The sequence below is a fragment of the Haloarcula sp. HT12 genome, assembly GCF_055271655.1.
Genome location: NZ_JBUXKW010000001.1, coordinates 902173 through 923827 on the forward strand (window position 1 = coordinate 902173; position 21655 = coordinate 923827).

Below are 21655 nucleotides of genomic sequence, written 5' to 3' on the forward strand. Positions count from 1 at the left end.
AACGTTATTAAATCTCCGTTTGTACTAATACAAGTATGGTTGTATTCGGCGCGGGCAAAAAAGCTTCGCAGGGGGTCTCGTTCGCGGCCGTAGTCGGCCAGCGGGACCTCAAGGACGGTCTGCTCGCGGTTGCGACGGACGACGACCTGGACGGGTTGCTGGTCCGCGGCGAAAAGGGAACGGCGAAATCGACGGCCGTGCGCGCCCTCGCCGACCTCCTGCCGGAGCAGCGGGCAGTCGCGGACTGCCCCTACGGCTGCCCGCCCGACCGCCCGGAGGCCCAGTGTGAGGACTGCCGAACGCGGGCGGACCCGCCCGTCAAGACGCGGTCGGTTCCACTTGTTACGCTCCCGCTCGGCGCGACCCGGGACCGCGTCGTGGGCACGCTGTCGGTGGCTGACGCGCTCGACGGCGACCACGAGTTCGACCCCGGCCTGCTCGCCCGCGCGAACCGCGGCATCCTCTACGTCGACGAGGTGAATCTGCTCGACGACCACCTCGTGGACGTGCTGCTCGACGCCGCCGCCAGCGGGCAAAACCGGGTCGAGCGCGACGGCGTCACCGTCAGCCACCCCGCCGAGTTCACGCTCGTCGGGACGATGAACCCCGAGGAGGGCGACCTGCGCCCGCAGTTGCGGGACCGCTTTGCCCTCCAGACCGAGGTGTCGGCCTGCGAGGACCTCGATGACAGAGTCGCCATCATCGATCAGGCGCTCGGGGAGGACAGCGGGGAGAGAGCGGTGGACGAACCGAACGACCGCGACCCCGGTGAACGACTGCGGACGGCCCGAGAGCTGCTCCCTGAGGTCGACCTCGCCCGCGAGTTCCGCGAGCAGATCGCCGAGCTCTGCCGGGACGCCGGCCTTGACGGCCACCGCGGCGACATCGCCACGGCGCGGGCGGCCCGGACCTTCGCCGCGCTCGACGGGCGGACGACGGTCCTCGAATCGGACATTGAGCGGGCCGCCGAGTTCGCGCTGCCCCACCGGCTCACCTCCAGGCCTTTCGAAGACGCACCGGACGTTGACGACGTGCTCGACGACCACTTCGAGGACGAAGAGAGTGAGGCAGAGGATGAATCCGCCGAGGGCGGGGAGAGCGATGACGAGGAAGGCGACGTAGACAGCGAGGACGAGGCCGGTGACGAGTCGCCGGCCGACGAAGCCGGTTCTAACGGCAGTGAGGATGGCGAGGGAGAACAGCAGGAGCAGCGCCCGGACGACAGCGGAGACTCCGGGGAGGACAGTGACGACGAGTCGGGCGAGCGCGGCGAACAGCCCACGCCCGCATCGGCCGACGGCGATGGCGAGCGCCAGGAGGCCGAGGCAGGTGACGATGAGGGAGACGCCAGCGACGACGGCGGGGACGGCCAGCCTGACGCCTCCGACGATCCGGAGGACGCCACCCCGCTGTTGCCGGGCCAGTCCCGGGCAGCGGTCGGCGACAGCGGCGCGCCCGACGTGGAAGCTCCGGCGGTCGACACAGACGGCGGGACGGCGAGCGGGCGCGCGAGCGCGACGGGGACGAACCGGGGCGCAACAGTCCGCACCGAGCGCGCCGGCCGCGACGACGAGGTCGACGCCGCGGCGTCGGTCCGGGCGGCGGCGGGCCGCGGGAGCGACCGCGTCGAGTCCCGGGACCTCCGGAAGTCAGTCCGCGCGGGCGACGCCGAGACGCTGGTGGTGTTTGCCGTCGACGCGAGCGCGTCGATGCGCCCGGCGATGAAGGCCGCGAAGGGCACCGTCCTGGAACTCCTGAAAGACGCCTACCAGGCCCGCGACGAGGTGGCGTTTGTCACCTTCGCCGGCGAGGGGGCGGACGTGGTCCTGCCGCCGACCGACAGCGTCTCGCTGGCCGCTCGCCACCTGAAAGACCTCCCGACGGGCGACCGGACGCCGCTGCCAGACGGGCTGACGGCCGCTCGCGAGGTGCTGGGGCGGGCAGATCCCGACGCCGGGATCGTCGTGGTCGTGACCGACGGTCGGGCCAACACCGCCGACGGAAGTCCGGTCGAAGCAACCAGAAGCGCGGCCCAGACGCTCGGCGAGGCGGCCGACCGGACCGTCGTCGTGGACGCGGGCGAGGGCAGCCGCGCCGGATTACTCGACCTCGTTGCAGACGAAACAGACGCGTCGGTCGTCCCGCTGGACGCGCTGACCGCCGAGCGCGTCGACGCAGTGGCGGATGAGCGATAACCCCGGTCGACGCTGTGTGAGGCGGAAGTTTTACAATCTTACTTGTTCTTAAGACAAATGAGATTTCAATGCAGGACGACACTGACACCGCACGCGCCACGGACAGCGTGTACGACCGCATCGAACGCGCCAGAGCGTCGCTAACCGGACCCCAGATAGCCATCGCCGTCGCGTTGGTGGCCGCGCTCGGGTTCACGCTACTGTTCGTGCAGGACCCGATGCTGCACGACTCGCTGCACAACTTCCGGCACAGCGCCGGGATCACCTGCCACTGATGGCCACTGACTACCTCGAACGCGGTGCGCTGGCCGGTGTGGCGGGCGGGCTCGTCTACGGGCTGTTCGTCGCGACGGTCGGGAACGCCTTCACCGCCGGCTTGGAGACGTTCGAGCACAGCCACGGCGGGGGCGGCCCCGTCGTCTCCGAACTCACGACAACCGTCGCGAGCATCGGCGGCGGCGTCCTCTGGGGGCTACTGTTCGGCGTCGCGGTCTTCGGAATGGCGTACTTCTTCCTCGAACCGGCGATCCCAGGCTCCGGGGCGACGAAGCGATTGGCGCTCGCGGGAGCCGGCTTTCTCACCGTCTCCGGCGCGCCGTGGCTCGTCCTCCCGCCACAGCCGCCGGGCGTCGAGCAGGCGCTCGGGACGGAGACGCGCCTCGCCTGGTACGCCGGACTGATGGCGCTGGGCGCGCTGGTCGCCGTCCTTGCCGGACTTGCGTACCGGGAGGCAGAGGGACGGCATACGGCGGTCCGACTCGGTGCGACGGCGCTCCCGCTCGCACTGCTCGCGATTCCGGTCGCGCTCGCGCCCGCGAACCCGGTTCACGGCGACGTACCCGCCGCGCTCGTCGCAGCCTACCGCTGGACAGTCGTCTTCGGCCAACTGCTGCTGTGGGCCACAATCGCGGGGGTCCACGCCTGGCTCGGCGACAGCGACGCCCCGTCGACGGACGACCTGGAGTACCCGGCGACCGCGGACTGACGACGACCCGGCTCAGATTTTTCCGGCGACCGTCCCGAGGTTCAGCGCCAGGCCGACGATAGCGACGACGGCGGCAATCGCGAGGTTCGCCGTGGTTCCGCCGGCGCCAAACGACGCCGTGCCGGCCGACGCCAGCGCGCCGAATCCGATGCCGGCGACGACCAGCGCCACCCCGACCAGCCCGACGAGCATCGTGCCGGTCGGACCGAACTGACCGCCCGAGCGGTCCGCCTCGTACTGGTCCAGTGCGTCGTACATGGTCTCCCCGACGGATTCCTTGAGGTCCGTCATCTGTCCCGAGAGGTAGGTGTTCAGCGTCTCTTCGTGCTCGTCGAGTTCTGCGGCGCGCTCGGACAGCTGCGCGTCGTACTCCGTCAGTTCGGCCTCGCGCTCGTCGAGGTCAGTCTCCCGGTCGTCGAGAGCGGCTTCGCGTTCGTCGAGCCGGTACTCTCGCTCGTCCAGTTCCGTCTCTCGCCGGTCAAGCGCCTCCTTGCGGGCGTCGATGTTCTCCTCGCGCCGGTCGAGTTCCGCGCCCCGCTGGTCGAGGCCCATCTCCCGCTCGTCGAGCCGGCGCTGCATCTTCGCGAACTCCCGCTCGCGCTCGGTCGGGTGGTCTTCGACGGCGTCGTCGGCCGTAGCATCGGTATCGGCATCAGAGACCGCGACCGGGTCCGAGTCCTGTTCATCGGCGTCGTCGGTCGGCGCGTCCTCACGCTCCGCGTCTGTGTCATTGGCCATGTTCGGCTCCCGTGTCCCGAAGATATGGGTCAGTGAACGGTTAGTTTGCCAGTACCTAACATAGTAGCCGAGGCCAAACGTGCGCCGAGCGGCGTCCGCATCGAAGGACGGGTAGTGAACGCTTACTCAAGGGGAGCAGCGGCGGTCGAGTCGGACGCTCCGGATGGCGTCGTCAACGCTCGACGCGCCCGCCGGCAGTCGCGACTGATGCGGCTCAGTGTAGCATACCGGTGTCTGCCGACCCCGGAATCAGCGGAATCCGGAGATCATCCCCAGTAATCCGTATGGCGTGTCCGCGAAGCTTACTGTGAGGTCGCGAGAGCCCGCATCGCGTCTGTTTTCCGTCGTCGATACACCGAGCATGTCCGATCAGTGTCGAGTTCCTGCACGAGCGCCTGTCGGAAATCGTGTGTACAGGACGCCGAGCCGTCATCCAGGTGTGGGCAGTGCGCGCAACAGGTCGGAAAATCGAGGTCGGCGTCGCCCCACTTCATGTAAGTTTGTGACATGCTAACGTCAGATAAATGTTGTGCGCGAAGCGTCCGACGAAAGGCTGAGACGGTGAGAAACGGGTGGCAAGTGGGGGTCGGCTTACCGGCTGACCGCGGCGCGGTGGAGCCGGTAGGCCCCGCGCTCGCGGCCCTCGTCGTGGTAGATGACCGGTTCCTCGACGGCGACGGCAGTGCCGTCCGCGACCGCGGCCGCGGTCACGACGCCGTCGGTGTCCAGCGTGTCGGCGGGGCCGTCGACGACATCGAACAGTCGCAGCGCGTGGTCGTCGGCGTCGCGGTCCCGGAAGTTCTGTGCACCAGGAACGGCCAGTAGCGAGCCGTCGGTACCCAGGCCGCTGGCGAAGCCGCCGACAGGGGCGTCCCAGCGGCGGTCGCCGTCGGTCGAGACACCGATGGCGGTATGCTCGCTCGGATGCCGAGCGTCTGTCTCGCGGCCCTCTTCGGGGTAGGTGTTGCCGGTGACGAACACCGCGCCCTCGTCTGTCGCGTGGACGTGGTTCGGGTAGGCGTAGACGGTGTCCCCGCCTACGTCGGTCGGCGTCGCCAGTGGAACGCGCCAGCGCTCACGGCCGCCGCTGTCGAGCCGGTAGCCGCAGTAGTCGCCGTGGCTGGAGACGACAGCGCCGTCGTCGAGCAGGACCACGTCGCCGGCGCGGCGCTGGCCGTCGGTACCGGGGTCCCACATCCAGTTTGGAGTGCCGGCATCAGCATCGAGGACGACGAGACCGTGCTGGTGATCGCCGGGACAGCGATTGTACGCGACGGCGACGCGGCCATCGTCGGCGTCGAGGGATATCGGCGAGCCGTCAGTCCGGTAGCGCCAGTCCACGGTGCCGTCGGGCGCGAAAGCGTATACGACGCTCTCGAAGTGACGGAGATCGGTCCCATCGTCGTCGGTCCGGCGCTCGTACCGCCGGGCAGCCGCGTACAGGCGGTCACCGTCCGTGGCGAGGCTCGCCACGAACGGCAACAGAAAGCGGGTCGCCTGCTGGGCTTCTCCGAGGTCCCGGCGGGTGTCGTATCGCCAGCGCAGGTCGCCGTCGCCGTCGTGGCAGCGGATTTGCCCGCGAGCGCTGCGTTCGCCGACGACGACACCGTCGTCGAACGGGACTGCGGCGACGACGCTCGGCTCGCCGTCGGAGTCGTACTGCCAGCGCGGCCGTGGCGGGCCGGCATCTGTCGATATGTCGAACGCTCGAAGGTCCCCGTCGGCGGTGCCGACGACTGCCAGCCCGTCGGTCAGCGTGACCGCCGAACGCCGACCCTGATGACGCGAGCGAGCCGGGGCCACGTCCCCGAGGTCAGCGGTCGGGGCGCGCTGGCTACTCATCGACCGGGAAGGCCTCGTGGAGGACGTCGTGGGCCTCACCGAGCCCGCTGAGGACGTCCTCGCCCTGCATGGTGATGCGCGACACCGCCCGCTCGGCGTCGCGGACCGCCACGAGTCGGCCCCGGAGGTAGTCGTACTCGGGGTCGTCCTCGTCGGTCGCGGCGATCTCCTCTTCGAGGTCCACGAGCGCGGCGTCGAGGTGGCGCTCGATGGCGGCGAGCGTCTCCGCGCCGGCCAGCGCCTCGATGGGGCCGGTCATGTGGCCCTCCAGCTCCTGCTCGGCGTGCTGGCGGGCGTGGTCGTCTTCGGTACCGAGAACGTTCATGAGGCCCAGTCGCAGGGCCTCGATTTCGTAGCAGCTCATGGGTGTAGTAGTGTTGTAAGGGTGTTCAAAGCGTCTGGTCGACGAGTTCGCTGACGATGCGGTCCCGATCCAGGTGCGAGGAGACGATGTCGGCGGCGTCCTCGTCCTCGACGCCGCCGTACCAGACGCCGTCGGGATAGACGGCGACCATCGGCCCCTCGCCACAGCGGCCGAGACACGACGACCGCGTGATGCGGGCGTCGCACTGGTCGCTGTCGCGGGCGGCCTGGCGTAGTCGTTCAAGCACCGCCGGCGCGCCGTCCTGGGCACAGGTCTGGTTCGTGCAGACGGCGACGTGTTTCTCGGGCGCGTCGTGGACGTGCGGGTCGTCGTCGACGTTCTCGCGGTCGGCGTGTTCGGCCTGGTGGGTCAGCGCCCGGAGCATCGCGCGAGCGCCGCCCTGGTCCTCCTCGTAGCCGTCGAGTTCGACCTTGTACTTGCAGGTGTCACAGGACATCTCGACGCTGCCGGTTCGGGCTTCCTGCCAGCGGTCGCCGAGTACGTCGAGCAGGCGCGTGTCGGTCCCGAGCGGTTCGCCCGGCGCGGCGTCCACGTAGGGATACTCCTCGTCGAACTCGCGTGCGCCGTCCTTGATGCGGCCGGTCAGCACGCCGTCGCCGAGCATGTACGGGATGACGACGACGGCATCGGGTCGCGTTTTGGCGATGTCGTGCAGCGTGTCATCCAGCAGCGGCTCGGTGACGCCGATGAACGAGGCTTCGACCCGTGAGAACTCGCGGCCCTCGTACAGGAGTCGGGCGAGCTTGTGGACGTCGGCGTTGGCGTCCGGGTCGCTGGAGCCGCGGGCACAGACGACGGCGGCCACCTCGTCGGCCTCGCGGTCGACGCCCAGTTCGGCCTCGACGGCCGCCGCGCGGTCGTCCAACAGGTCGAGCAGCGCCGGGTGGACGCCCAGGTGCGCGCCGTTGTTGATGGTCAGTTCGGGGTGGGCCTCGCGGGCCTGCTCGACGGCCAGCGGAACGTCGTTTTTGACGTGACTGGCGGCGAACAGCGAGAGGTGGACGACCGACACTTCCGAGACGGCTCCGGCCAGCCCCGCGATGGCCTCGTCGATGGCCGGCTCCGCGAGTTCGAGGAAGCCGGCGTCGACCGGGATGCCGAGCCGTCCCTCCAGTTCGACGGCCAGCTCCCGGACCTGTTCGTTTGATTTCTCCCGGCGCGAGCCGTGCCCGACCAGCAACACCGCTTCGTCGTCCAGCGTCTCGGGGGCGGTGATGGCTTCGCTCATCGTTCTCGGACACGCTCGACGCTTTTTCGGAGCTTGCGCCGCCGGCTCGGCGCGAACAGCCCCGTCTCCTCGCTGCCCTCGTACAGCCAGTCGCCGAGGGCAGGTGCCGCGTCGTCGTCCACGCCGAACCAGTAGCCCGAGGACGTCTCCGAGAGGTCGTCGTACGGCGCGTCGACCGGACAGCGGTCCAGCAGCGTCTGAATCGTCCGAAGCAAGCGCTCGTCGCTGTGGACGAAGGAGATGCCGACTGCGTTGTCGTCGGACTTGAAACAGACGGTGCCACAGCCTTCGAGCAGCCCGCGGAGGAGCTGGCGGTCGTAGTCGGCCAGCGCATCGAAGCGGTAGCCGCCCGAATCGCCGTCAAAGGGCAGTCCGAGCGCGGCGCTGGCGCGGTCCGCGAGGCTACCGACGACCTGCACCGTGAACTCCTCCTCCTGGCGGGTGATCGAGGTGTCGTGGGCGTACGCGCGTTCGACGATGCGGCGGTCGGCCCGCTCCGCGCCGGCGATAGACGCGAGCCGGCGGGCGGCCGTCTCGTCGTTGGTTCGGACGGTGACACAGCCGTCCTCGCACTCGCCGTCGCCTGCGACCCGCCCCCAGAAATACGCTGTCTCGGGGTGAGCCGCGAGCATATCCGACGGCGCGCCGGTTTCGACGCTCATGGCTGGACCTCCTCGGTGTCACTCGCCGGCATATCGACGGTTCCCGCGTCCTCCTCGACGGTCTCGACGTGAATCGCGTCGAGTGGACAGGCCGCGGCGGCCTGCTCGGCGTCGTCCCGCCGGTCGTCGTCGAAGGTCGCCGCGACGGCGTGGGCGTCGTCGACCTCCAGTTCGGTCGGCCCGTCAGTGTCGAGCGTTGCCAGCCCCTCGCCGTCCTCGGCGAAGCGGCCGTCGCGGACGAGACAGGCGAACACGCCGTCACAGGCGTCGCGGTCGATAGTGATTCGGTACATTAGTAGTCGTACTTGGTCTCGTAGCCCCGCGGAGTCACCATCCGGTCGTCCCAGACGTAGGTGTCCTCGTTGCCCACGAGCAGCGTCGTGGTCATGTCCACGAGGTCGGTTTCGCCCAGTTCGGGCAGGTCGCCGAGTTCGACGATTTCGACCTGCTCGTCTTCGCGGCCGGCCGCATGGACGACGCCGACGGGCGTCTCCGGGTCGCGGTGTTCCAGCAGAATCTCACAGCACTTCTCGTAGTTGTCCCGGCGCTTGCGGCTCCAAGGGTTGTAGATGGTGATCGTAAAGCCCTCTTTGGCGGCGGCGTGGAGCCGCGACTCGATGGTCGGCATGTCGGTGAGGTGGTCCGACAGCGAGATGGAGACGGTGTCGTTGACCAGCGGCGCGCCGACGCGGGCCGCACAAGACTGGGCCGCCGGGACGCCGGGAACCACGTCGAAATCGAGCATCGTCGCCGTAGCTCCCTTCGACTCGATAATCTCCAGCGCGAGGCCCGCCAGCGCGTACACGTTCGGATCGCCGCTGCCGATGATGGCTACGTCGTTGCCCGCCAGCGCGCGGTCGATGGCCTCCTCGGTCCGCGAGACTTCGCCACACATCGGCGTGTTGTAGATGTCGTCGGCTCCCTCGGTCACCTCGTCGGGCAGCAGTTCGACGTAGGTCGTGTAGCCGACGATGTGTTCGGCGTCCAGCAGGGCAGAGCGGGCGCGGGCGGTCATCCCTTCCGGCTGGCCGGGACCCAAGCCGACGGCGATCAGCTGGCCCGGCTCGGCGTCGAAGTCGTCGACGGTCGCGCCCACCTCCTCCTCGTCCGAGGAATCGGACGACGAGGACGCCCCGCAGGAACTGCTGCTTGAGGACGACGAGGACGAAGAGCTACTGGCACCGCACTTCGAACTGGTGTCGTCGGCCTCTGTGCTCGGTTCCGTCGACGTACTCGCCTCGCTGGTGGAGGCGCTCGCGGTTTCGCCGCTCGCCTCCGAGGCGCTTCGCGCCTCGCTTGCCCCGCATTTCGACCCGGTGCTTGCGTCCGTATCGGTCTCTCCGGCCGATGCCTGTGCCTCGCTTGCGCCGCACTTCGATTCCGTCTCTGTACTCGCGTCGGTGGTGTTGTCAGTGCTCATTGTTAGAAATCGTCGACGTCACGCCCGCCGCGCGGGGTGACGAGGAACTCCTGGTAGTCGTTGCGCCAGACTTCAGTCTCGTGGGTGCCGACGACGATGGACGAGCCCATGCCGCCGACTTTGTCGTCGTGTTCGGTCAGTTCGCCGAGCGTGGTGATGGTCTCCGTCTCGTCATCCAAGTTGCGGCCGGCCTCGCCGCGGCCGGAGTCGTTGACGATGGCGGCGGGCACATCGTCGGCCCGCTCCTCGCGGAGCACGTCGACGGCTCGCTCGTAGTCGCGCCAGCAATTGTAGAGGACGACGACGAAGCCCGAGATGGCGGCCGCTCGGAGCTTCTCCTCGATCTCCTCCCAGCCGCGCCACTTGTCCGACAGCGAGATGGTACAGAAATCGTTCGACAGCGGTGCACCGAGGTTCGCCGCGCCCGACAGCGCGGCGGTCACGCCGGGGACGATTTCGATGGGGACGTCGTCGGCGTCGTCGGCGTCGGCCATCGTAAACAGCAGGTCGGACTTCCCGTAGACGTTCGGGTCGCCGCCGGAGACGTGGGCGATGTCCTCGCCGGCCCGGACGCGCTCGAAGGCCTCGCGGGCGAGTTCGACCTGCTTGCCCATCGACGACCGGATGAGGGTCTGCTGGCTGCCGTCGGGCCGTTCCAGCACAGTCCCCTCCTCGTCGGCGATTTCGCCGTCGTCGGTTTCGCTGTCGAGTTCGGCGGACTGGGGCGGGAGCGTCCCGTCCTTCCGGAGGAACTCCTGGTAGAGGTTCGAGGCGATGATGCAGTCGGCGGTCTGGATGACGTCTTTCGCCCGCTGGGTCATGTCGTGGGGCAACCCCGGCCCGATACCGACCACGTACAGCGTCCCGTAGTCGTCGGGCGTCGCGGTCGTCGGGGCCGACGCGGCCACGTCCTCGGTCCCGCTCATTTGCCGATCGCCACCGTCACGGCCTCGTCGTAGCAGCTCTTCTCGGCCAGCAGGTCGTGCTCGCTGCCGGCGGCGATGGCCGACGCCTCGGCGATGCCCGGCCAGCCGATGAGTTCCTTCGACCGCGAGGGGGTCGGGCCCTCGAACTCCTCCAGAGTCTCCTTCTCGAAGGCGACGACGCCGAGGCCCCACTCCTCGGCGGCGGCGAGCATCCCTTCCTCGTCGGCTTTCCGGGTGCCCGTCGCGATGAACTCCACGTCATCGCGGTCGAGGTCAGCCTCGTCCAGCGCCGCGTCCCAGGCCGCGTGGAACTGCTCGGTGTCCGCGCCGGCGACGCTACCGGTGCCGAGCACGACGCCGTCGTCCTTGTTGCGTTTGAGGACGGTCACGTCGTCGTCGACCAGTACCGCCTTCGGGCCGTCGAGGCGCTCGATGGGACCGAGTTCGTCATCGAGCACGGCGAGGTTCGTCGCGACCGTCGAGTCGCCGTTGACGACGTGGGCGTCGAGCGCCTTGGCCTGCTTCTCGACGCCCTGCTTGTCGGCGGCCTCGCTTGCGGTCGTCATGGCCGGCACCGCGCCCATCGACGCAAGGTCGTCGGCGACCTGGTTCGCACCGTGGTGGCCGCCGGTGATGGGGATGGCCCAGGTGAGTTCCTCGTCGACGACACAGATGGCGGGGTCGTCCCACTTGTCGTCGAGTAGGTGAGCGGTCTTGCGCATCGCGATGCCGCTCGCCATCAGGCCGATGAAGCAGTCGTACTCGCCCCAGTACTCCTCGAACACGTCGCCGTGGTATTCGAGGATGTCGATGGATTCGTAGCGGTCGCCGATGCCGTCGACGATGTCTTCGGCGGTGTCCATCTTCCGCTCGAACGCGACGATAGCGATATCTTCGGCTACCTCGCCGTCGGAGTCGGGCGCTTTGCAACTGTTCGAACTCGAATCGTTGTCTGTGTCAGTGCTCATCAGTCGTCAGCCTCCTGTGAATCCGCGTCACTCCCACGGTTGGCCCAGTCGCCGTAGAGGAACGACCGCTCGTAGTCCTCGCCGCCGACGGCGTCGCCGATGACGACCATCGCGGAGGCGCGGTAGCCCGCGTCCTCGATTTTCTCGCCGATGGTCGCAATCGTCCCCTCGATGACGTCCTCGTCGGGCCAGGACGCGTGGTAGATGGCCGCCACGGGCGTCTCGGGATCGTGCCCATCTTCGAGCAGGCGGTCCATCGTCTCGCTGACGGCGTGGGTCCCGAGGTAGATGCAGGTCGTCACGTCGCCCATGCCGACGAACTCGGAGATGTGGTCCTCGTCCTCGTCGAGCGTCTTGCCCTGCGGGCGGGTGAAGGCGACGTGGTTGGCGACCTCGTTGAGCGTCAGTTGGGTCCGCATCGTCGCGCTCGCGGCGAAGGCCGACGTGACGCCGGGGACGATGTAGGTCGGGACGCCCTCGTGTTCGAGCGCGTCCATCTGCTCCAACGCTGCACCGTAGATGGCCGGGTCGCCGCTGTGAAGCCGGACGACGGTGTCGCCGGCCTCGTAGGCGTCCCGCATCAGCGGAATCAGCTCTTCTAAGTCCTTGCCGATGGAGGAGACCGTCTCAGCATCGGCGCAGTACTCGTCTAACAGTTCGCTGTTGACGAGCGACCCGGCGTGGACCACGAGGTCGGCGTCGGCCAGCAGTTCCCGACCGGCAACGGTCAGCAGCCGGGGGTTGCCCGGACCCGCGCCGACGAAGGGGATGCCCTCCTGCTCGTCGCCGGCACTGTGCTCGTACACGCGGTCGTCGCGGTTGCCGGCGACGGAGTCGATTGCCGTCTGCGGGTCCGTCTCCGCCGCCTCCGTCGATACCTCGTCGTCGCGGGTCGTCGTGTCTTCAGTCATGGTTCACCTCGTCGCCACACAGGGCGGCTTCGGAACGCTCCTGTCGCAGTAGTTCCCCGGAGCCGTTCTCGCCGCCGTCGGTTACGACGCCGCTCTCGTCGGCCGCTTCGAGGAACGCGTCGGTCGCCTGCTCGACGCGGGTCTCGGGCTTCTCGGCGTAGGCCAGCGTGTAGTAGTCTCGCTCGTCGATCTCGCTCGGGTCGTCCGTGACAACTGTCTCGCCCTGTTCCATGAACAGCCGGCGGCCGTACACCACGTCGTAGCCGGCCTCGACCAGCCCCTCGTGGGTCGCCGGCGCGTCGGTGACCTTGAACAGGATCATCCGGTCGGGGCCGGTCGGCGACGCGCCGCGGTCGGCTTCCCGGAGTGCGAGGCTCGACCCCGCGGTGATTTCGACGCCCAGCGCCGTCGCAAACGCTGACATGGCGCTAACGCCGGGGACCACTTCCAGGTCGACCTCTGGGTGGAAGGCGGCGAGCGTCCGGCGGAGGTGGCCAAACGTCGAGTAGACGTTCGGGTCCCCCAGCGTGACGAAGGCGGCGTCGCCGTCGCGGGCCGTCGGCGCGATTTCGGCGGCGGCCTCTTTCCAGGCTGACCGGAGCTTCTCCTCGTCGCGGGTCATCGGGAAGTCGAGGTCGCCGATGCGCTCCTCGGGGACGTGTTCGGTCGCGACCGACCGCGAGAGTCGGCCCGGCGAGTACACCACGTCGGCGGATTCCAGCGCGCGCTTGCCCCGCACCGTCACGAGGTCGGGCTGGCCGGGGCCGAGGCCGATCCCGTAGAGGGTCATCGCTGCCCCCCGTCTGTGGCCTCGGCATCACTCGGCCCGCCAGCGCCATCAGCCGCCACGTCCTCGCTGGCGCTGCCGACGAGCATGTAGACGGGGTTCTCCGAGTTGAAACTCGTCGCGCCGGCGAGTTCGTAGCCGTGGCTCACCTGGAACTGGACGACCTCCTCCAGGATGTCGCGCTCGCGGAACGCTTCGGTCGCCGCGCCGGCGACCTCCAGGCGCGAGACGTTCATCACGATGCGGTCGACGCCGGTCTCGACGGCGTGGTCGAGGACGGCCTCGTAGTTGCGCGACCCGCCCAGAAAGAGGGCGTCGGCGTCGTCGGGCAGGCCCTCCGGGGCCTCTGCCTCCCGCAGTTCGACATCGGCGTCGACGTCGTTGGCCGCGAGGTTCTTGCGGGTCACGTCGAGTCGGTTCGGCTTACGTTCGAGCGCAGTGACCCGCCCGGCCCGGCGCGCCGCCGTGATGGTGACGGCACCGGTACAGGAACCGACCTCCGCGAAGTGGTCGGACCCGGTGAGAGCGAGTTTGCTGGCGAGGACGGCCCGGACCTCCGGCTTGGTGGGACCGGCCTTCGCGTCGTGTGGGAGCGAGACGCGTGACATCAGGCTATACAACTGCAGTAGCGCGTAAAACAATTTTGGTTGTATTAGTCCAATCAGAGCTGATTCCAGTCCAATCTCACTGGCTCAACCCGGGCTTACCCGTTCAGGCGTCGGGCCCCGGCGCTGTAGAGAAGCGCGAGCGAGCCGCCCCAGAGGAGATGGCCCACCAGCGTGAGGGCAGTGAGGTTCGGCAGGGTCGCCTCAATGCCGACCAGCGAGAGCCAGGCGGGCATGATGACCCCGGCCGCGACGAGCCAGAGCGCAAGCGACCAGCCGAGGGCGACACCGTAGTAGCGAGTCCGCTCGGAGACACCGTCGGGGACGGACTGGACCAGGGCGGCGTAGGCGAGTCCGAAGACGATGCTGTGGAAGCCGTGCGTTAGCCAGCCGACCAGCGCGTTCCGGACGCCGTACAGCGCCCCGATGACCGGGACACTCCCGGAGAGCAACTGATAGGGGACCCCCATCACGACAGCGGCGACAACTGACGCACCGACAGCCAGGCCGATGCGTCGTGTCGAGAGGCCGTACACCTCCTCCTCGGACGCCGGCTGCACGCCGCCGTCGGCCGAGATGCGGGGCAGCGTCAGCGTTATCGTCGTCCCGTCGTCGGTGACAGTGGCTTCGGTTCGCCCGCCGTAGCTCCGGACGAGCAGCCGAACGAGGTCCAGCCCGAAGCCGGTCGAACGGTCCTCGTAGGACCCGATTTCGCCCCGCTCCAGCAGGCCCACCTGGCGCTCGGGCAATCCCGTCCCGTTGTCACTGACGCTGATAGTAACGGTGTCCCTGGCGTCTGTGACCGTCACGTCGGCCCGGGGCTGGTCGCTGTCGTTGTACACGACCGCGTTCTCGACCAGGTGGGCGACCAGATCGTCGAGCATCGCGTTGGCCCGTACCTGTCGGTCCGCCGGCGTGTCGGTTCGCAGATCGTACGCGGCGTCCGGGTGCTGCTCGCGAACCGTGTCGACGCCGGCGGTAACACAGGGAACCACGGGCACGGCGTCCAGCGACAGGTCGGACCCGCCGCGGGTGATGTGTTTCATGTTCTCGACGACCTGCTGGACGCCGGCCGAGCGGTCGTCGACGACCGACAGGACACCAGCCGCCCCGATGTCGTCCCGGGATTCTGCGACCTCGACGCGCCCGCGGATGACTGTCAGTGCGTTCAACACCCTGTCACGGAGAATACGGTTGACCAGGTCCAGCCGGGCGGCCTGCTGTTCGAGTTCGTGTCGCTGTCGGTTCGACCGCCCGGCGTAGACGCCGGTGAGCGCCCCGCCGACACCGCCGCCGATGAGGAAGTTCGACAGGTACGCCCGGCTCCCCGCGCTCGACAGCGGCCCCATGCTGCCGTTGCCGACCAGGGTCAGCAGAACGAGGACGAACATCGCGCCGGTGCCGGCGAGACACCACAGCGTGACCGTCCGAACGAAGCCGCGTTCAAACTCACCGACGACGAGGGCGACGCCGAACGCCGACAGCCCCAGGCCGAGCACCAGCGGCAACACCCCGCCGAAGACGAACGCCGCCGGGCCGTCCCTGACCGCCAGCGTGACGGTGAACCGGGTCAGAAAGAAGCCGAGGCCGGCGACGACGAGTCCGGTCGGCGAGAAGCCACGGCCCAGGGAACGAATGGACTCGAACATAGTTCAACCCCGACAGAGGTGCTATCGAGATACGTACCATTTCAATTCAGGGTATAAATCGGTTACCCAGGTCCGACGTAGGCCGAGCGGTCAGAACTCCGGCCCGGGAGCCGGCACGCCGTCGCCATCGTCACCGCCGTCCAAGTCGAACTCCTCGCGCAGTTCGCGGATGCGGTCCCTGATGTCCGCGGCCAGTTCGAACTCCAGGTTGTCCGCGGCCTCCCCCATCCGCTCTTCCAGTTGTTCGATCTGTCGGGCGGCCTCGTCGGCATCGCTCGCGCCATCGCTGGAGATACCGCCGGTGTCGGTCTTGCTGCCGGGCAGGTTCGTCTCGCCGACTGCCTTCTCGATAGTCGTCGGTTCGAAGCCGTGTTCCTCGTTGTACTGCTGCTGGATGCGCCGGCGGCGCTGGGTCTCCTGGATAGCCGACTGCATGGCGTTGCTGCGCTCGTCGGCGTACAGCACCACCTCGCCGTTGACGTTCCGGGCGGCACGCCCCATCGTCTGGACGAGCGTCGTCTCCGAGCGCAGGAACCCCTCCTGGTCGGCGTCGAGAATCGCCACGAGCGACACCTCCGGGATGTCCAGTCCCTCCCGGAGGAGGTTGATGCCGACCAACACGTCGATGTCGCCCAGGCGGAGCGAGCGGATGAGTTCGTGCCGTTCCAGCGTGTCCGTCTCGTCGTGCATGTAGGCGACGTTCACGCCGGACTCCTCCAGGTACTCCGTGAGGTCCTCGGCCATCCGCTTGGTCAGGGTCGTTACCAGCACCCGCTCGTCGCGCTCGACGCGCTCGTCGATCCGTCCGAGCAGGTCCTCGACCTGCCCCGTCGCCGAGGCGATTTCGACGGCCGGGTCGACGAGGTGGGTGGGGCGGACGATCTGCTCGACGACCTGGTCGCTGTGTTCGCGCTCGTAGTCGCCCGGCGTCGCGCTCACGTACAGCGTCTGGTCCGTTTTCTCCTCGAACTCCTCAAATGTAAGTGGGCGGTTGTCGAAGGCCGTCGGCAGGCGGAAGCCGTTCTCGACGAGACTCTCTTTGCGGCTCTTGTCGCCCTCGAACTGGCCCCGGATCTGGGGGAGCGTCTGGTGGGACTCGTCGACGACGGTGAGGAAGTCGTCGGGGAAGTAATCCAGCAGTGTGTAGGGGGCTTCGCCGGTCTCGCGGTCCGAGAGATGGACCGAGTAGTTCTCGATGCCCGAGCAGTAGCCCGTCTCCTGCATCATCTCGATGTCGAAGGTGGTCCGCTCCTCGATACGCTGGGCGGCGACGTGGTCGCCCTGGCGCTCGAAGTAGCGGATGCGCTGTTCCAGCAGTTCCTCGATCTCGTCGATGGCCCGCTGGAGGCGCTGTTCGGGAATCGAGTAGTGCTCTGCCGGGTGGATGAGCGCCGCCGGCTCCTCGCTTTTGACCTCGCCCTCCAGCGGGTCGACTTTCAACATCCGGTCGATCTCGTCGCCCCAGAACTCCACGCGCAGGGCGTAGCGGCCGTACATCGGGTAGATCTCCAGCGTGTCCCCGCGCACGCGGAAGGTCCCCTGCGTGAAATCCACGTCGTTGCGCTCGTAGTTCAGGTCGACCAGCCGCTTCAGGAGTTCGTCGCGCTCGATCTCCTGACCCACCTCAAGCGAGAGGGACATATCGATGTAGTTGCGCGGGTCACCGAGCCCGTAGATAGCTGAAACGGAGGCGACGACGATCACGTCGTCACGGGTGAGCAGCGAGCGCGTCGCGGAGTGGCGCAAGCGGTCGATCTCGTCGTTGATCGAGGCGTCCTTGTCGATGAAGGTGTCCGTCTGCTCGACGTATGCCTCGGGCTGGTAGTAGTCGTAATAAGAGACGAAGTACTCGACGGCGTTGTCCGGGAACAGCTCGCGGAACTCCTCGTACAGTTGGGCCGCGAGGGTCTTGTTGTGGGCGATGACAAGCGTGGGCTTTTGAATTTCCTCGACGACCCACGAGACGGTGTTGGTCTTCCCGGAGCCGGTCACGCCGAGCAGGGTCTGTCGGTCCATCCCCTGACGGAAGCCCGACGCGAGCCCTTCGATGGCCTCGGGCTGGTCGCCCGCCGGCTCGAACGGGGCGTCGACGCGGAACGCGCGGTCGACGTCTGGACGGTCAATGGAGAGTGGTCCGCCGGTGTCGCTCATTATCCATACGTCGGGCTGGACGGACTTGAGCCGCGTGGTTCGTGAAGCGTTAGCAGACCGGCTTCGGGTTCACGCCGAGGTCTTCGAGCGTCTCGAAGTACTCGTCATAGGCCGTCGAGATGACGTCGATGGCGGCCGCCTCCGCGGCGTCCCAGTCGTCGTCGCTCTCACAGACGGCGTCGAGCAGTTCAGCAGCTTCGTCGCGGAGGGCCACTACGTCGCTGCCGGCGCTACGGAACGTGCTCGCCGTCTGTGGGTCCGCCTGCCCGGTGAAGAAGCCCGTGTACTGCTCTTTGACCTTCTTGTCGACGAGCGACCAGCCGACGAAACCGCCGAGGCGTTCGACGGTCCCGTCGAGGCCGTCGAGCACGTCGTGCATCGCCGGCGTCCGGTCGACCGGGTCGGCGTCGATACTGTCACGGCGCTCGGCCGTCTCGGCCGCCGCGTCGGCAAACAGCGCCGCCGCGTCGTCGTGGCCGTCGTCGCTCCAGGCGTCGAAGGTGTCGTGGGCCGCCCCCTCGCGGGCGGCGGCCGCCGCCAGTACCACGTCCGGTTCCATCTCGCCGCGGGTGTCGGCGTACAGCGTCTTCGAGGAGCCCAGTCGGGAGAGTTCCGTCTGCTGGTCGTCGCGAACGGCGTCGATAAGATCGGCTGCGGTCATACTCTGGTCTGTGGCCGGCGCGGGCTTGTAACCATCGAACCCGTCGCTCACCAGGATGGCGGCTGCGGGGAGTAAGCCCCCTTCTGTTCGGGCCAGCATTCGGCTGAGCGGCCACGTCCAGCGCTTGCGCGCGGCGTCGGACTACCTGTCGACGCGGCCTTGCACCGGTGAGGTTTCGCCGTTCCATCGGTCCGTCGCCGGAAGCGTGGGGCGCATCAGCGGCCCACGGAATGCGTGGGGCGTCTGCGGCCCACGTGTGGAGCACGGATGTGGTCCACAAACGCGCACCCGGAGTCACCGGGCACGACTGCCCTCGGTGGGTTAACTCTCCCTCGCTTTGGCCGCGTGACCGAAGGTCACGTTTAGCCTCGCTCGGGATTCGCACACCTCATCGGTCCGGCGACGACGTGTCGTTGCTGTTCCAGAGCCGACGGTCTCCCGCCCCGGGCTTGCGCCCGGTCACCTGTCCGACAGGTGGGGGGACTTTCCTCATGGCTTGCGCCACGGGAGCCGGCCTCCCGCTGCCACTTACTGCTACGCCAGTGCGGCGAATAAGGCTTACCAACGACCTTTTTTCACCGGGGGTTCGCGCTCGCCGTAGGCGAGCGCTCAACCCCGGTCAAAAAACGTCGATGAAAAAAGCGCGAATCGCGCCGCGATTCGCGTGAAACCGCTCGCTTCGCTCGCGGTATGCTCGCACACAGCGGCTACTGAGTTTGTGTCCTGTTCTCAGGCAGGCCTGCCCTTCCCCGTCTTCGTGAGCGAAGGCTCGTCAGAGCAACGCTCTGACGGTGGGTCGCGCGACAAAGCGCGCTCCCGGCCACAGCGTCGGGAGAAACTGTGTGAGAAAGGCGGGTCACAGCGCAATTCGACAACAGTCGGGACGCGAATGCCCAGCAGTGCGACTTAGTCGTCAGACGGGAGCGGCTCGCCGGCGCCGTCGGTCGGCGCGGGCGAGGACTGCATGTCGTCGTCCTCTGCGTAGGGGTACCACGTCATCTTCGTGTTGTGCATGTACGGGTCGTGGTAGTCCGTCTCCTCGGGGTCGACCATCTCGGCCAGCGTTTCCTCGTCGCGGTCCTCGACGAAGTCACGGAACGTCTCGCCGTCCTCGCGGGCGTCCTTGAAGTTGTTGACGAGGTTCTTGATCGCGCCGGGGACTTCGTCGGCCGGGACGCGCATCTCAACCCAGTCGGCAAAGCGCGGGTCGTCGCCGAGGCCGCCGCCGAGGCCGATGTCGAGCGCTTCGACCGGTTCGCCGTCCTTGCGGGTCTTCATGCCACGCAGGGACACGTCGGCGATCTGGGGCTGGGCACAGGAGGCCGTACAGCCCGAGAGGTGGATGTGGAAGTCCTTGTGGTCCTCGGGGAGTTCGACGTTGTCCTTGAGCCAGCGGGCGTAGCGGACCTGGCGGTTCTTCGTCTCGACGATAGAGAGCGAGCAGTACTCCGTGCCCGTACAGGCGATGGAGCCACGCATGAACGGCGACGGGTCCGGGGAGTAGTTCTCCAGCAGGGGTTCGCTGGTGAACGCGTCGAGGTTCTCCTCGGGGACGTCGGTGACGATGATGTTCTGGCGCTGGGTCAGTCGGACCTCGCCGGAGCCGTACTCGTCGGCGAGTTCCGCGAGTTCGAGCACGTCGTCGGCGCCCATGCGGCCGACCAGGACGTTCAGGCCGACGTAGTAGTTGCCGTCTTTCTGCTCGTGGATCCCGACGTGGTCGTTGTGCCCGTCCTGGGACCCGGTGTTGTAGCTGTACTGGTCGCGCATGTCCTCGCCGGCGGTCGGCAGTTCGAAGTCGACGAACTCCTCCTGGAGAACCGAGCGCATCTTCTCGGGGCCCCACTCGTCCATGAGGAACTTGATGCGGGCGTTGAAGCGGTCCTCGCGGTCGCCGTACTCGCGGAAGAGCGCGGACATGCCGTGGGCCACGTCAGCGGCCTGTTCCGGCGGTACCCACACGTCGATGTCGCGGGCGAGGCGCGGTTCCTTGCGGGAGAGGCCGCCGCCGATACGAACGTTGAAGCCGAGTTCGCCGTCCTTCTCGGCCGGTTCGAAGGCGAGGTCGTTGATGTCGCCCTGGCCACAGCCCTCGTCACAGCCGGCAATGGCGACCTTCCACTTGCGCGGGAGGTTCGAGTAGTCGTCGTTGCCCTTGAACGTCTCGTGGAGGTCCTCGGCGACGGGCCAGGCGTCGACGTGCTCGTGTTTGTCCTTACCGGCGACGGGGCAACCGACGATGTTCCGCCAGGAGTCACCACAGGCCTGCTGGGTGCCCAGACCGACGGCTTCGAGCTTCTCGAAGATCTCCGGGATGTCCTCCAGCTTGATCCAGTGCAGTTGGATGCTCTGGCGGGTCGTCCAGTCGCAGTAGGCCTCACCGAACTCGGGGTTGTCGACGGGGCCGGTCGCGTACTCCTTGGCGACCTCGCCGATGACTTCGAGCTGGCCGGGCTTGATGACGCCGTTCGGCGTCCCGATGCGCATCATGAAATAGGACTCCTGCCCGGAGCGCTGGTGGTACAGGCCCCACCACTTGAAGCGCTCGAACCAGGCGTCGTGTTCGTCCTCTGGGATGGCGTCCCAGCCCTTCTCCGCGAACTCCATCAAATGCTCCCGGATCTCGTTACCGTAAACCTCGTCTTTCCATTTCTCGACTTTACTGGGCATAGCTAATGTACTCTTCCAGAAGTCTCACAGACTTATACACCACACTTTGCCGTCAACCGTCTCCCCCACTCCCCGAAACAAGAGATTATTGCCTACTCTTCGGGGCGGGCAAGTCTGGTTCGTTTTTCCGGGAAATGGACGCTCTCGTGGACAACACCGTAGAACTCACCGGAATCGGGATCCACGACACGACCGACCGTTAGCCAGTCGGTAACGCCGCTTTCACCGCAGGAGATGCACTGTCCGGCTATTCGCGCCTGAATATCGGGGTAATCCACGCCCACTTTCACGAATCCCTCGGCGAGGAAATCCGTCGTCTCACACCCACAGAAGTCGCTTCGAGCCAACAACCACAGGTCCGAGACGTTCACTTCCCGCGAGTCGTTGACGGAAATCCAGGCCCCGTCGTCGAGCTGGTGAACGTCGGTCGTCATTACATCTCATTAGATCCCCGGGACACCTGAGGGCATCGGCGGTCGCAAGTATCACCGGAGCCGAAGTGAACCGCGCGCCGTCGTGCGGTGGGTGTGTTCCGGTATCATGACCCACTATTTGTTGGGTCCCGTACGAGATACACACAGATATTGCCTGTAAGTCGCAGTGCGGGCCAAGCTTACAGCAGAGTCCGTCCTTAAGATAGTGGGGCTATTACAGAGGAGTACGACGTTCCGTGGCGGCCACCCCGGTCGTCGCTGTGAGAGAAACGATGACGAACGCACAACAGACCCACGACGACGATGCCGAGCGCGAAGAGCCAACGACAGACCACCTCGACAATGTCGAGGACGGCTGTGGCTGCACAGAGATCTGGGAGCACATGAGCGAAGAGCGCGAGAGCGCATCCGACGACTGACACCCCCGTACGGGATACT

Annotated in this window: 22 protein-coding genes and 1 other RNA gene; 4 read left to right on the plus strand and 19 right to left on the minus strand. The window is 67.4% G+C overall.

Going from position 1 to position 21655, the window contains the following annotated elements; all coding sequences use genetic code 11:
• The first annotated feature begins 35 nt into the window (after nucleotides 1-35).
• The 3 genes from ACY9XZ_RS04765 (at nucleotide 36) to ACY9XZ_RS04775 (ending at nucleotide 3180) form a co-directional block, all read left to right on the plus strand.
• The gene (locus ACY9XZ_RS04765; protein ID WP_463455905.1) at nucleotides 36-2195 is read left to right on the plus strand and encodes a VWA domain-containing protein; all 2160 of its coding nucleotides are present in this window, start codon (nucleotides 36-38) and stop codon (nucleotides 2193-2195) included.
• A 68-nt stretch (nucleotides 2196-2263) separates the two neighbouring features.
• Nucleotides 2264-2470 (plus strand): CbtB domain-containing protein, encoded by a 207-nt coding sequence (locus ACY9XZ_RS04770; protein ID WP_004594116.1) that lies wholly within the window; start codon nucleotides 2264-2266, stop codon nucleotides 2468-2470.
• Nucleotides 2470-3180, plus strand: a complete 711-nt coding sequence (locus ACY9XZ_RS04775) for a CbtA family protein (RefSeq protein WP_463455906.1) — start codon at nucleotides 2470-2472, stop codon at nucleotides 3178-3180. The genes ACY9XZ_RS04770 and ACY9XZ_RS04775 overlap by 1 nt, the downstream gene beginning before the upstream one ends.
• Before the next feature lie 12 nt (nucleotides 3181-3192).
• Here the strand turns inward: ACY9XZ_RS04775 and ACY9XZ_RS04780 are convergent, their stop codons facing one another.
• The 19 genes from ACY9XZ_RS04780 to ACY9XZ_RS04870 all read right to left on the minus strand — a co-directional run bounded on the left by ACY9XZ_RS04780 (nucleotide 3193) and on the right by ACY9XZ_RS04870 (nucleotide 21217).
• On the minus strand, nucleotides 3193-3918 hold the full coding sequence (locus tag ACY9XZ_RS04780) for a hypothetical protein (RefSeq protein ID WP_463455907.1): 726 nt from the start codon (nucleotides 3916-3918) through the stop codon (nucleotides 3193-3195).
• 302 nt (nucleotides 3919-4220) lie between these two features.
• A complete protein-coding gene (locus tag ACY9XZ_RS04785) occupies nucleotides 4221-4412 on the minus strand; it encodes a hypothetical protein (RefSeq protein ID WP_463455908.1) in 192 nt (63 codons plus the stop codon).
• A gap of 97 nt (nucleotides 4413-4509) precedes the next feature.
• Entirely contained in the window at nucleotides 4510-5760 is a 1251-nt protein-coding gene (locus ACY9XZ_RS04790) for an outer membrane protein assembly factor BamB family protein (protein ID WP_463455909.1), read from the minus strand.
• Nucleotides 5753-6124: a DUF3209 family protein gene (locus ACY9XZ_RS04795; protein ID WP_463455910.1), complete on the minus strand. Its 372-nt coding sequence runs from the start codon at nucleotides 6122-6124 to the stop codon at nucleotides 5753-5755. Before ACY9XZ_RS04795 ends, ACY9XZ_RS04790 begins: the two co-directional genes overlap by 8 nt.
• Nucleotides 6125-6149: 25 nt before the next feature.
• Complete coding sequence (locus ACY9XZ_RS04800; protein ID WP_463455911.1) at nucleotides 6150-7373, minus strand: CbiX/SirB N-terminal domain-containing protein; 1224 nt, start codon at nucleotides 7371-7373, stop codon at nucleotides 6150-6152.
• Nucleotides 7370-8035, minus strand: coding sequence for a cobalamin biosynthesis protein (locus tag ACY9XZ_RS04805; protein ID WP_463455912.1), 666 nt, complete (start codon nucleotides 8033-8035; stop codon nucleotides 7370-7372). The genes ACY9XZ_RS04800 and ACY9XZ_RS04805 overlap by 4 nt, the downstream gene beginning before the upstream one ends.
• Nucleotides 8032-8328 carry a ferredoxin gene (locus tag ACY9XZ_RS04810; protein ID WP_463455913.1) on the minus strand — a complete coding sequence of 99 codons (297 nt, stop codon included), beginning with the start codon at nucleotides 8326-8328 and terminating at the stop codon, nucleotides 8032-8034. Before ACY9XZ_RS04810 ends, ACY9XZ_RS04805 begins: the two co-directional genes overlap by 4 nt.
• Nucleotides 8328-9455, minus strand: coding sequence for a precorrin-3B C(17)-methyltransferase (gene cobJ, locus ACY9XZ_RS04815; protein WP_463455914.1), 1128 nt, complete (start codon nucleotides 9453-9455; stop codon nucleotides 8328-8330). The genes ACY9XZ_RS04810 and cobJ overlap by 1 nt, the downstream gene beginning before the upstream one ends.
• 2 nt (nucleotides 9456-9457) lie before the next feature.
• The gene (locus tag ACY9XZ_RS04820) at nucleotides 9458-10381 is read right to left on the minus strand and encodes a precorrin-3B C(17)-methyltransferase (protein ID WP_463455915.1); all 924 of its coding nucleotides are present in this window, start codon (nucleotides 10379-10381) and stop codon (nucleotides 9458-9460) included.
• Entirely contained in the window at nucleotides 10378-11349 is a 972-nt protein-coding gene (gene cbiG, locus ACY9XZ_RS04825) for a cobalt-precorrin 5A hydrolase (RefSeq protein ID WP_463455916.1), read from the minus strand. Before cbiG ends, ACY9XZ_RS04820 begins: the two co-directional genes overlap by 4 nt.
• The gene (locus ACY9XZ_RS04830) at nucleotides 11349-12260 is read right to left on the minus strand and encodes a cobalt-precorrin-4/precorrin-4 C(11)-methyltransferase (RefSeq protein ID WP_463455917.1); all 912 of its coding nucleotides are present in this window, start codon (nucleotides 12258-12260) and stop codon (nucleotides 11349-11351) included. The genes cbiG and ACY9XZ_RS04830 overlap by 1 nt, the downstream gene beginning before the upstream one ends.
• A complete protein-coding gene (locus tag ACY9XZ_RS04835) occupies nucleotides 12253-13050 on the minus strand; it encodes a cobalt-factor II C(20)-methyltransferase (protein WP_463455918.1) in 798 nt (265 codons plus the stop codon). Before ACY9XZ_RS04835 ends, ACY9XZ_RS04830 begins: the two co-directional genes overlap by 8 nt.
• Nucleotides 13047-13655, minus strand: coding sequence for a precorrin-6Y C5,15-methyltransferase (decarboxylating) subunit CbiT (cbiT, locus tag ACY9XZ_RS04840; RefSeq protein ID WP_463455919.1), 609 nt, complete (start codon nucleotides 13653-13655; stop codon nucleotides 13047-13049). The genes ACY9XZ_RS04835 and cbiT overlap by 4 nt, the downstream gene beginning before the upstream one ends.
• A 95-nt stretch (nucleotides 13656-13750) precedes the next feature.
• The gene (locus tag ACY9XZ_RS04845; protein ID WP_463455920.1) at nucleotides 13751-15301 is read right to left on the minus strand and encodes an ATP-binding protein; all 1551 of its coding nucleotides are present in this window, start codon (nucleotides 15299-15301) and stop codon (nucleotides 13751-13753) included.
• Nucleotides 15302-15391: 90 nt separating this feature from the next.
• The gene (gene uvrB / locus ACY9XZ_RS04850) at nucleotides 15392-17452 is read right to left on the minus strand and encodes an excinuclease ABC subunit UvrB (protein WP_463455921.1); all 2061 of its coding nucleotides are present in this window, start codon (nucleotides 17450-17452) and stop codon (nucleotides 15392-15394) included.
• Between the two features lie 49 nt (nucleotides 17453-17501).
• Nucleotides 17502-18113 carry a rubrerythrin family protein gene (locus ACY9XZ_RS04855; protein WP_463455922.1) on the minus strand — a complete coding sequence of 204 codons (612 nt, stop codon included), beginning with the start codon at nucleotides 18111-18113 and terminating at the stop codon, nucleotides 17502-17504.
• Between the two features lie 60 nt (nucleotides 18114-18173).
• An RNA gene (gene rnpB, locus ACY9XZ_RS04860) (RNase P RNA component) lies at nucleotides 18174-18639 on the minus strand.
• A 380-nt stretch (nucleotides 18640-19019) separates the two neighbouring features.
• Nucleotides 19020-20783, minus strand: a complete 1764-nt coding sequence (locus ACY9XZ_RS04865; protein ID WP_463455923.1) for a nitrite/sulfite reductase — start codon at nucleotides 20781-20783, stop codon at nucleotides 19020-19022.
• A 92-nt stretch (nucleotides 20784-20875) separates the two neighbouring features.
• Complete coding sequence (locus ACY9XZ_RS04870) at nucleotides 20876-21217, minus strand: hypothetical protein (protein WP_463455924.1); 342 nt, start codon at nucleotides 21215-21217, stop codon at nucleotides 20876-20878.
• Nucleotides 21218-21453: 236 nt separating this feature from the next.
• Between ACY9XZ_RS04870 and ACY9XZ_RS04875 the strand changes: the two genes are divergently transcribed.
• Nucleotides 21454-21636 (plus strand): hypothetical protein, encoded by a 183-nt coding sequence (locus tag ACY9XZ_RS04875; protein ID WP_463455995.1) that lies wholly within the window; start codon nucleotides 21454-21456, stop codon nucleotides 21634-21636.
• Nucleotides 21637-21655 lie beyond the last annotated feature (19 nt).

Coding starts and splice junctions, on each gene's coding strand:
- ACY9XZ_RS04765 (WP_463455905.1), top strand. CDS start 36: ATGGTTGTATTCGGCGCGGGCAAAAAAGCTTCGCAGGGGGTCTCGTTC.
- ACY9XZ_RS04785 (WP_463455908.1), bottom strand. CDS start 4,412: ATGAAGTGGGGCGACGCCGACCTCGATTTTCCGACCTGTTGCGCGCAC.
- ACY9XZ_RS04865 (WP_463455923.1), bottom strand. CDS start 20,783: ATGCCCAGTAAAGTCGAGAAATGGAAAGACGAGGTTTACGGTAACGAG.
- ACY9XZ_RS04800 (WP_463455911.1), bottom strand. CDS start 7,373: ATGAGCGAAGCCATCACCGCCCCCGAGACGCTGGACGACGAAGCGGTG.
- ACY9XZ_RS04810 (WP_463455913.1), bottom strand. CDS start 8,328: ATGTACCGAATCACTATCGACCGCGACGCCTGTGACGGCGTGTTCGCC.
- ACY9XZ_RS04780 (WP_463455907.1), bottom strand. CDS start 3,918: ATGGCCAATGACACAGACGCGGAGCGTGAGGACGCGCCGACCGACGAC.
- ACY9XZ_RS04795 (WP_463455910.1), bottom strand. CDS start 6,124: ATGAGCTGCTACGAAATCGAGGCCCTGCGACTGGGCCTCATGAACGTT.
- uvrB (WP_463455921.1), bottom strand. CDS start 17,452: ATGAGCGACACCGGCGGACCACTCTCCATTGACCGTCCAGACGTCGAC.
- ACY9XZ_RS04775 (WP_463455906.1), top strand. CDS start 2,470: ATGGCCACTGACTACCTCGAACGCGGTGCGCTGGCCGGTGTGGCGGGC.
- cbiT (WP_463455919.1), bottom strand. CDS start 13,655: ATGTCACGCGTCTCGCTCCCACACGACGCGAAGGCCGGTCCCACCAAG.
- ACY9XZ_RS04855 (WP_463455922.1), bottom strand. CDS start 18,113: ATGACCGCAGCCGATCTTATCGACGCCGTTCGCGACGACCAGCAGACG.
- ACY9XZ_RS04805 (WP_463455912.1), bottom strand. CDS start 8,035: ATGAGCGTCGAAACCGGCGCGCCGTCGGATATGCTCGCGGCTCACCCC.
- ACY9XZ_RS04835 (WP_463455918.1), bottom strand. CDS start 13,050: ATGACCCTCTACGGGATCGGCCTCGGCCCCGGCCAGCCCGACCTCGTG.
- ACY9XZ_RS04820 (WP_463455915.1), bottom strand. CDS start 10,381: ATGAGCGGGACCGAGGACGTGGCCGCGTCGGCCCCGACGACCGCGACG.
- cbiG (WP_463455916.1), bottom strand. CDS start 11,349: ATGAGCACTGACACAGACAACGATTCGAGTTCGAACAGTTGCAAAGCG.
- ACY9XZ_RS04770 (WP_004594116.1), top strand. CDS start 2,264: ATGCAGGACGACACTGACACCGCACGCGCCACGGACAGCGTGTACGAC.
- ACY9XZ_RS04830 (WP_463455917.1), bottom strand. CDS start 12,260: ATGACTGAAGACACGACGACCCGCGACGACGAGGTATCGACGGAGGCG.
- ACY9XZ_RS04845 (WP_463455920.1), bottom strand. CDS start 15,301: ATGTTCGAGTCCATTCGTTCCCTGGGCCGTGGCTTCTCGCCGACCGGA.
- ACY9XZ_RS04790 (WP_463455909.1), bottom strand. CDS start 5,760: ATGAGTAGCCAGCGCGCCCCGACCGCTGACCTCGGGGACGTGGCCCCG.
- ACY9XZ_RS04870 (WP_463455924.1), bottom strand. CDS start 21,217: ATGACGACCGACGTTCACCAGCTCGACGACGGGGCCTGGATTTCCGTC.
- cobJ (WP_463455914.1), bottom strand. CDS start 9,455: ATGAGCACTGACAACACCACCGACGCGAGTACAGAGACGGAATCGAAG.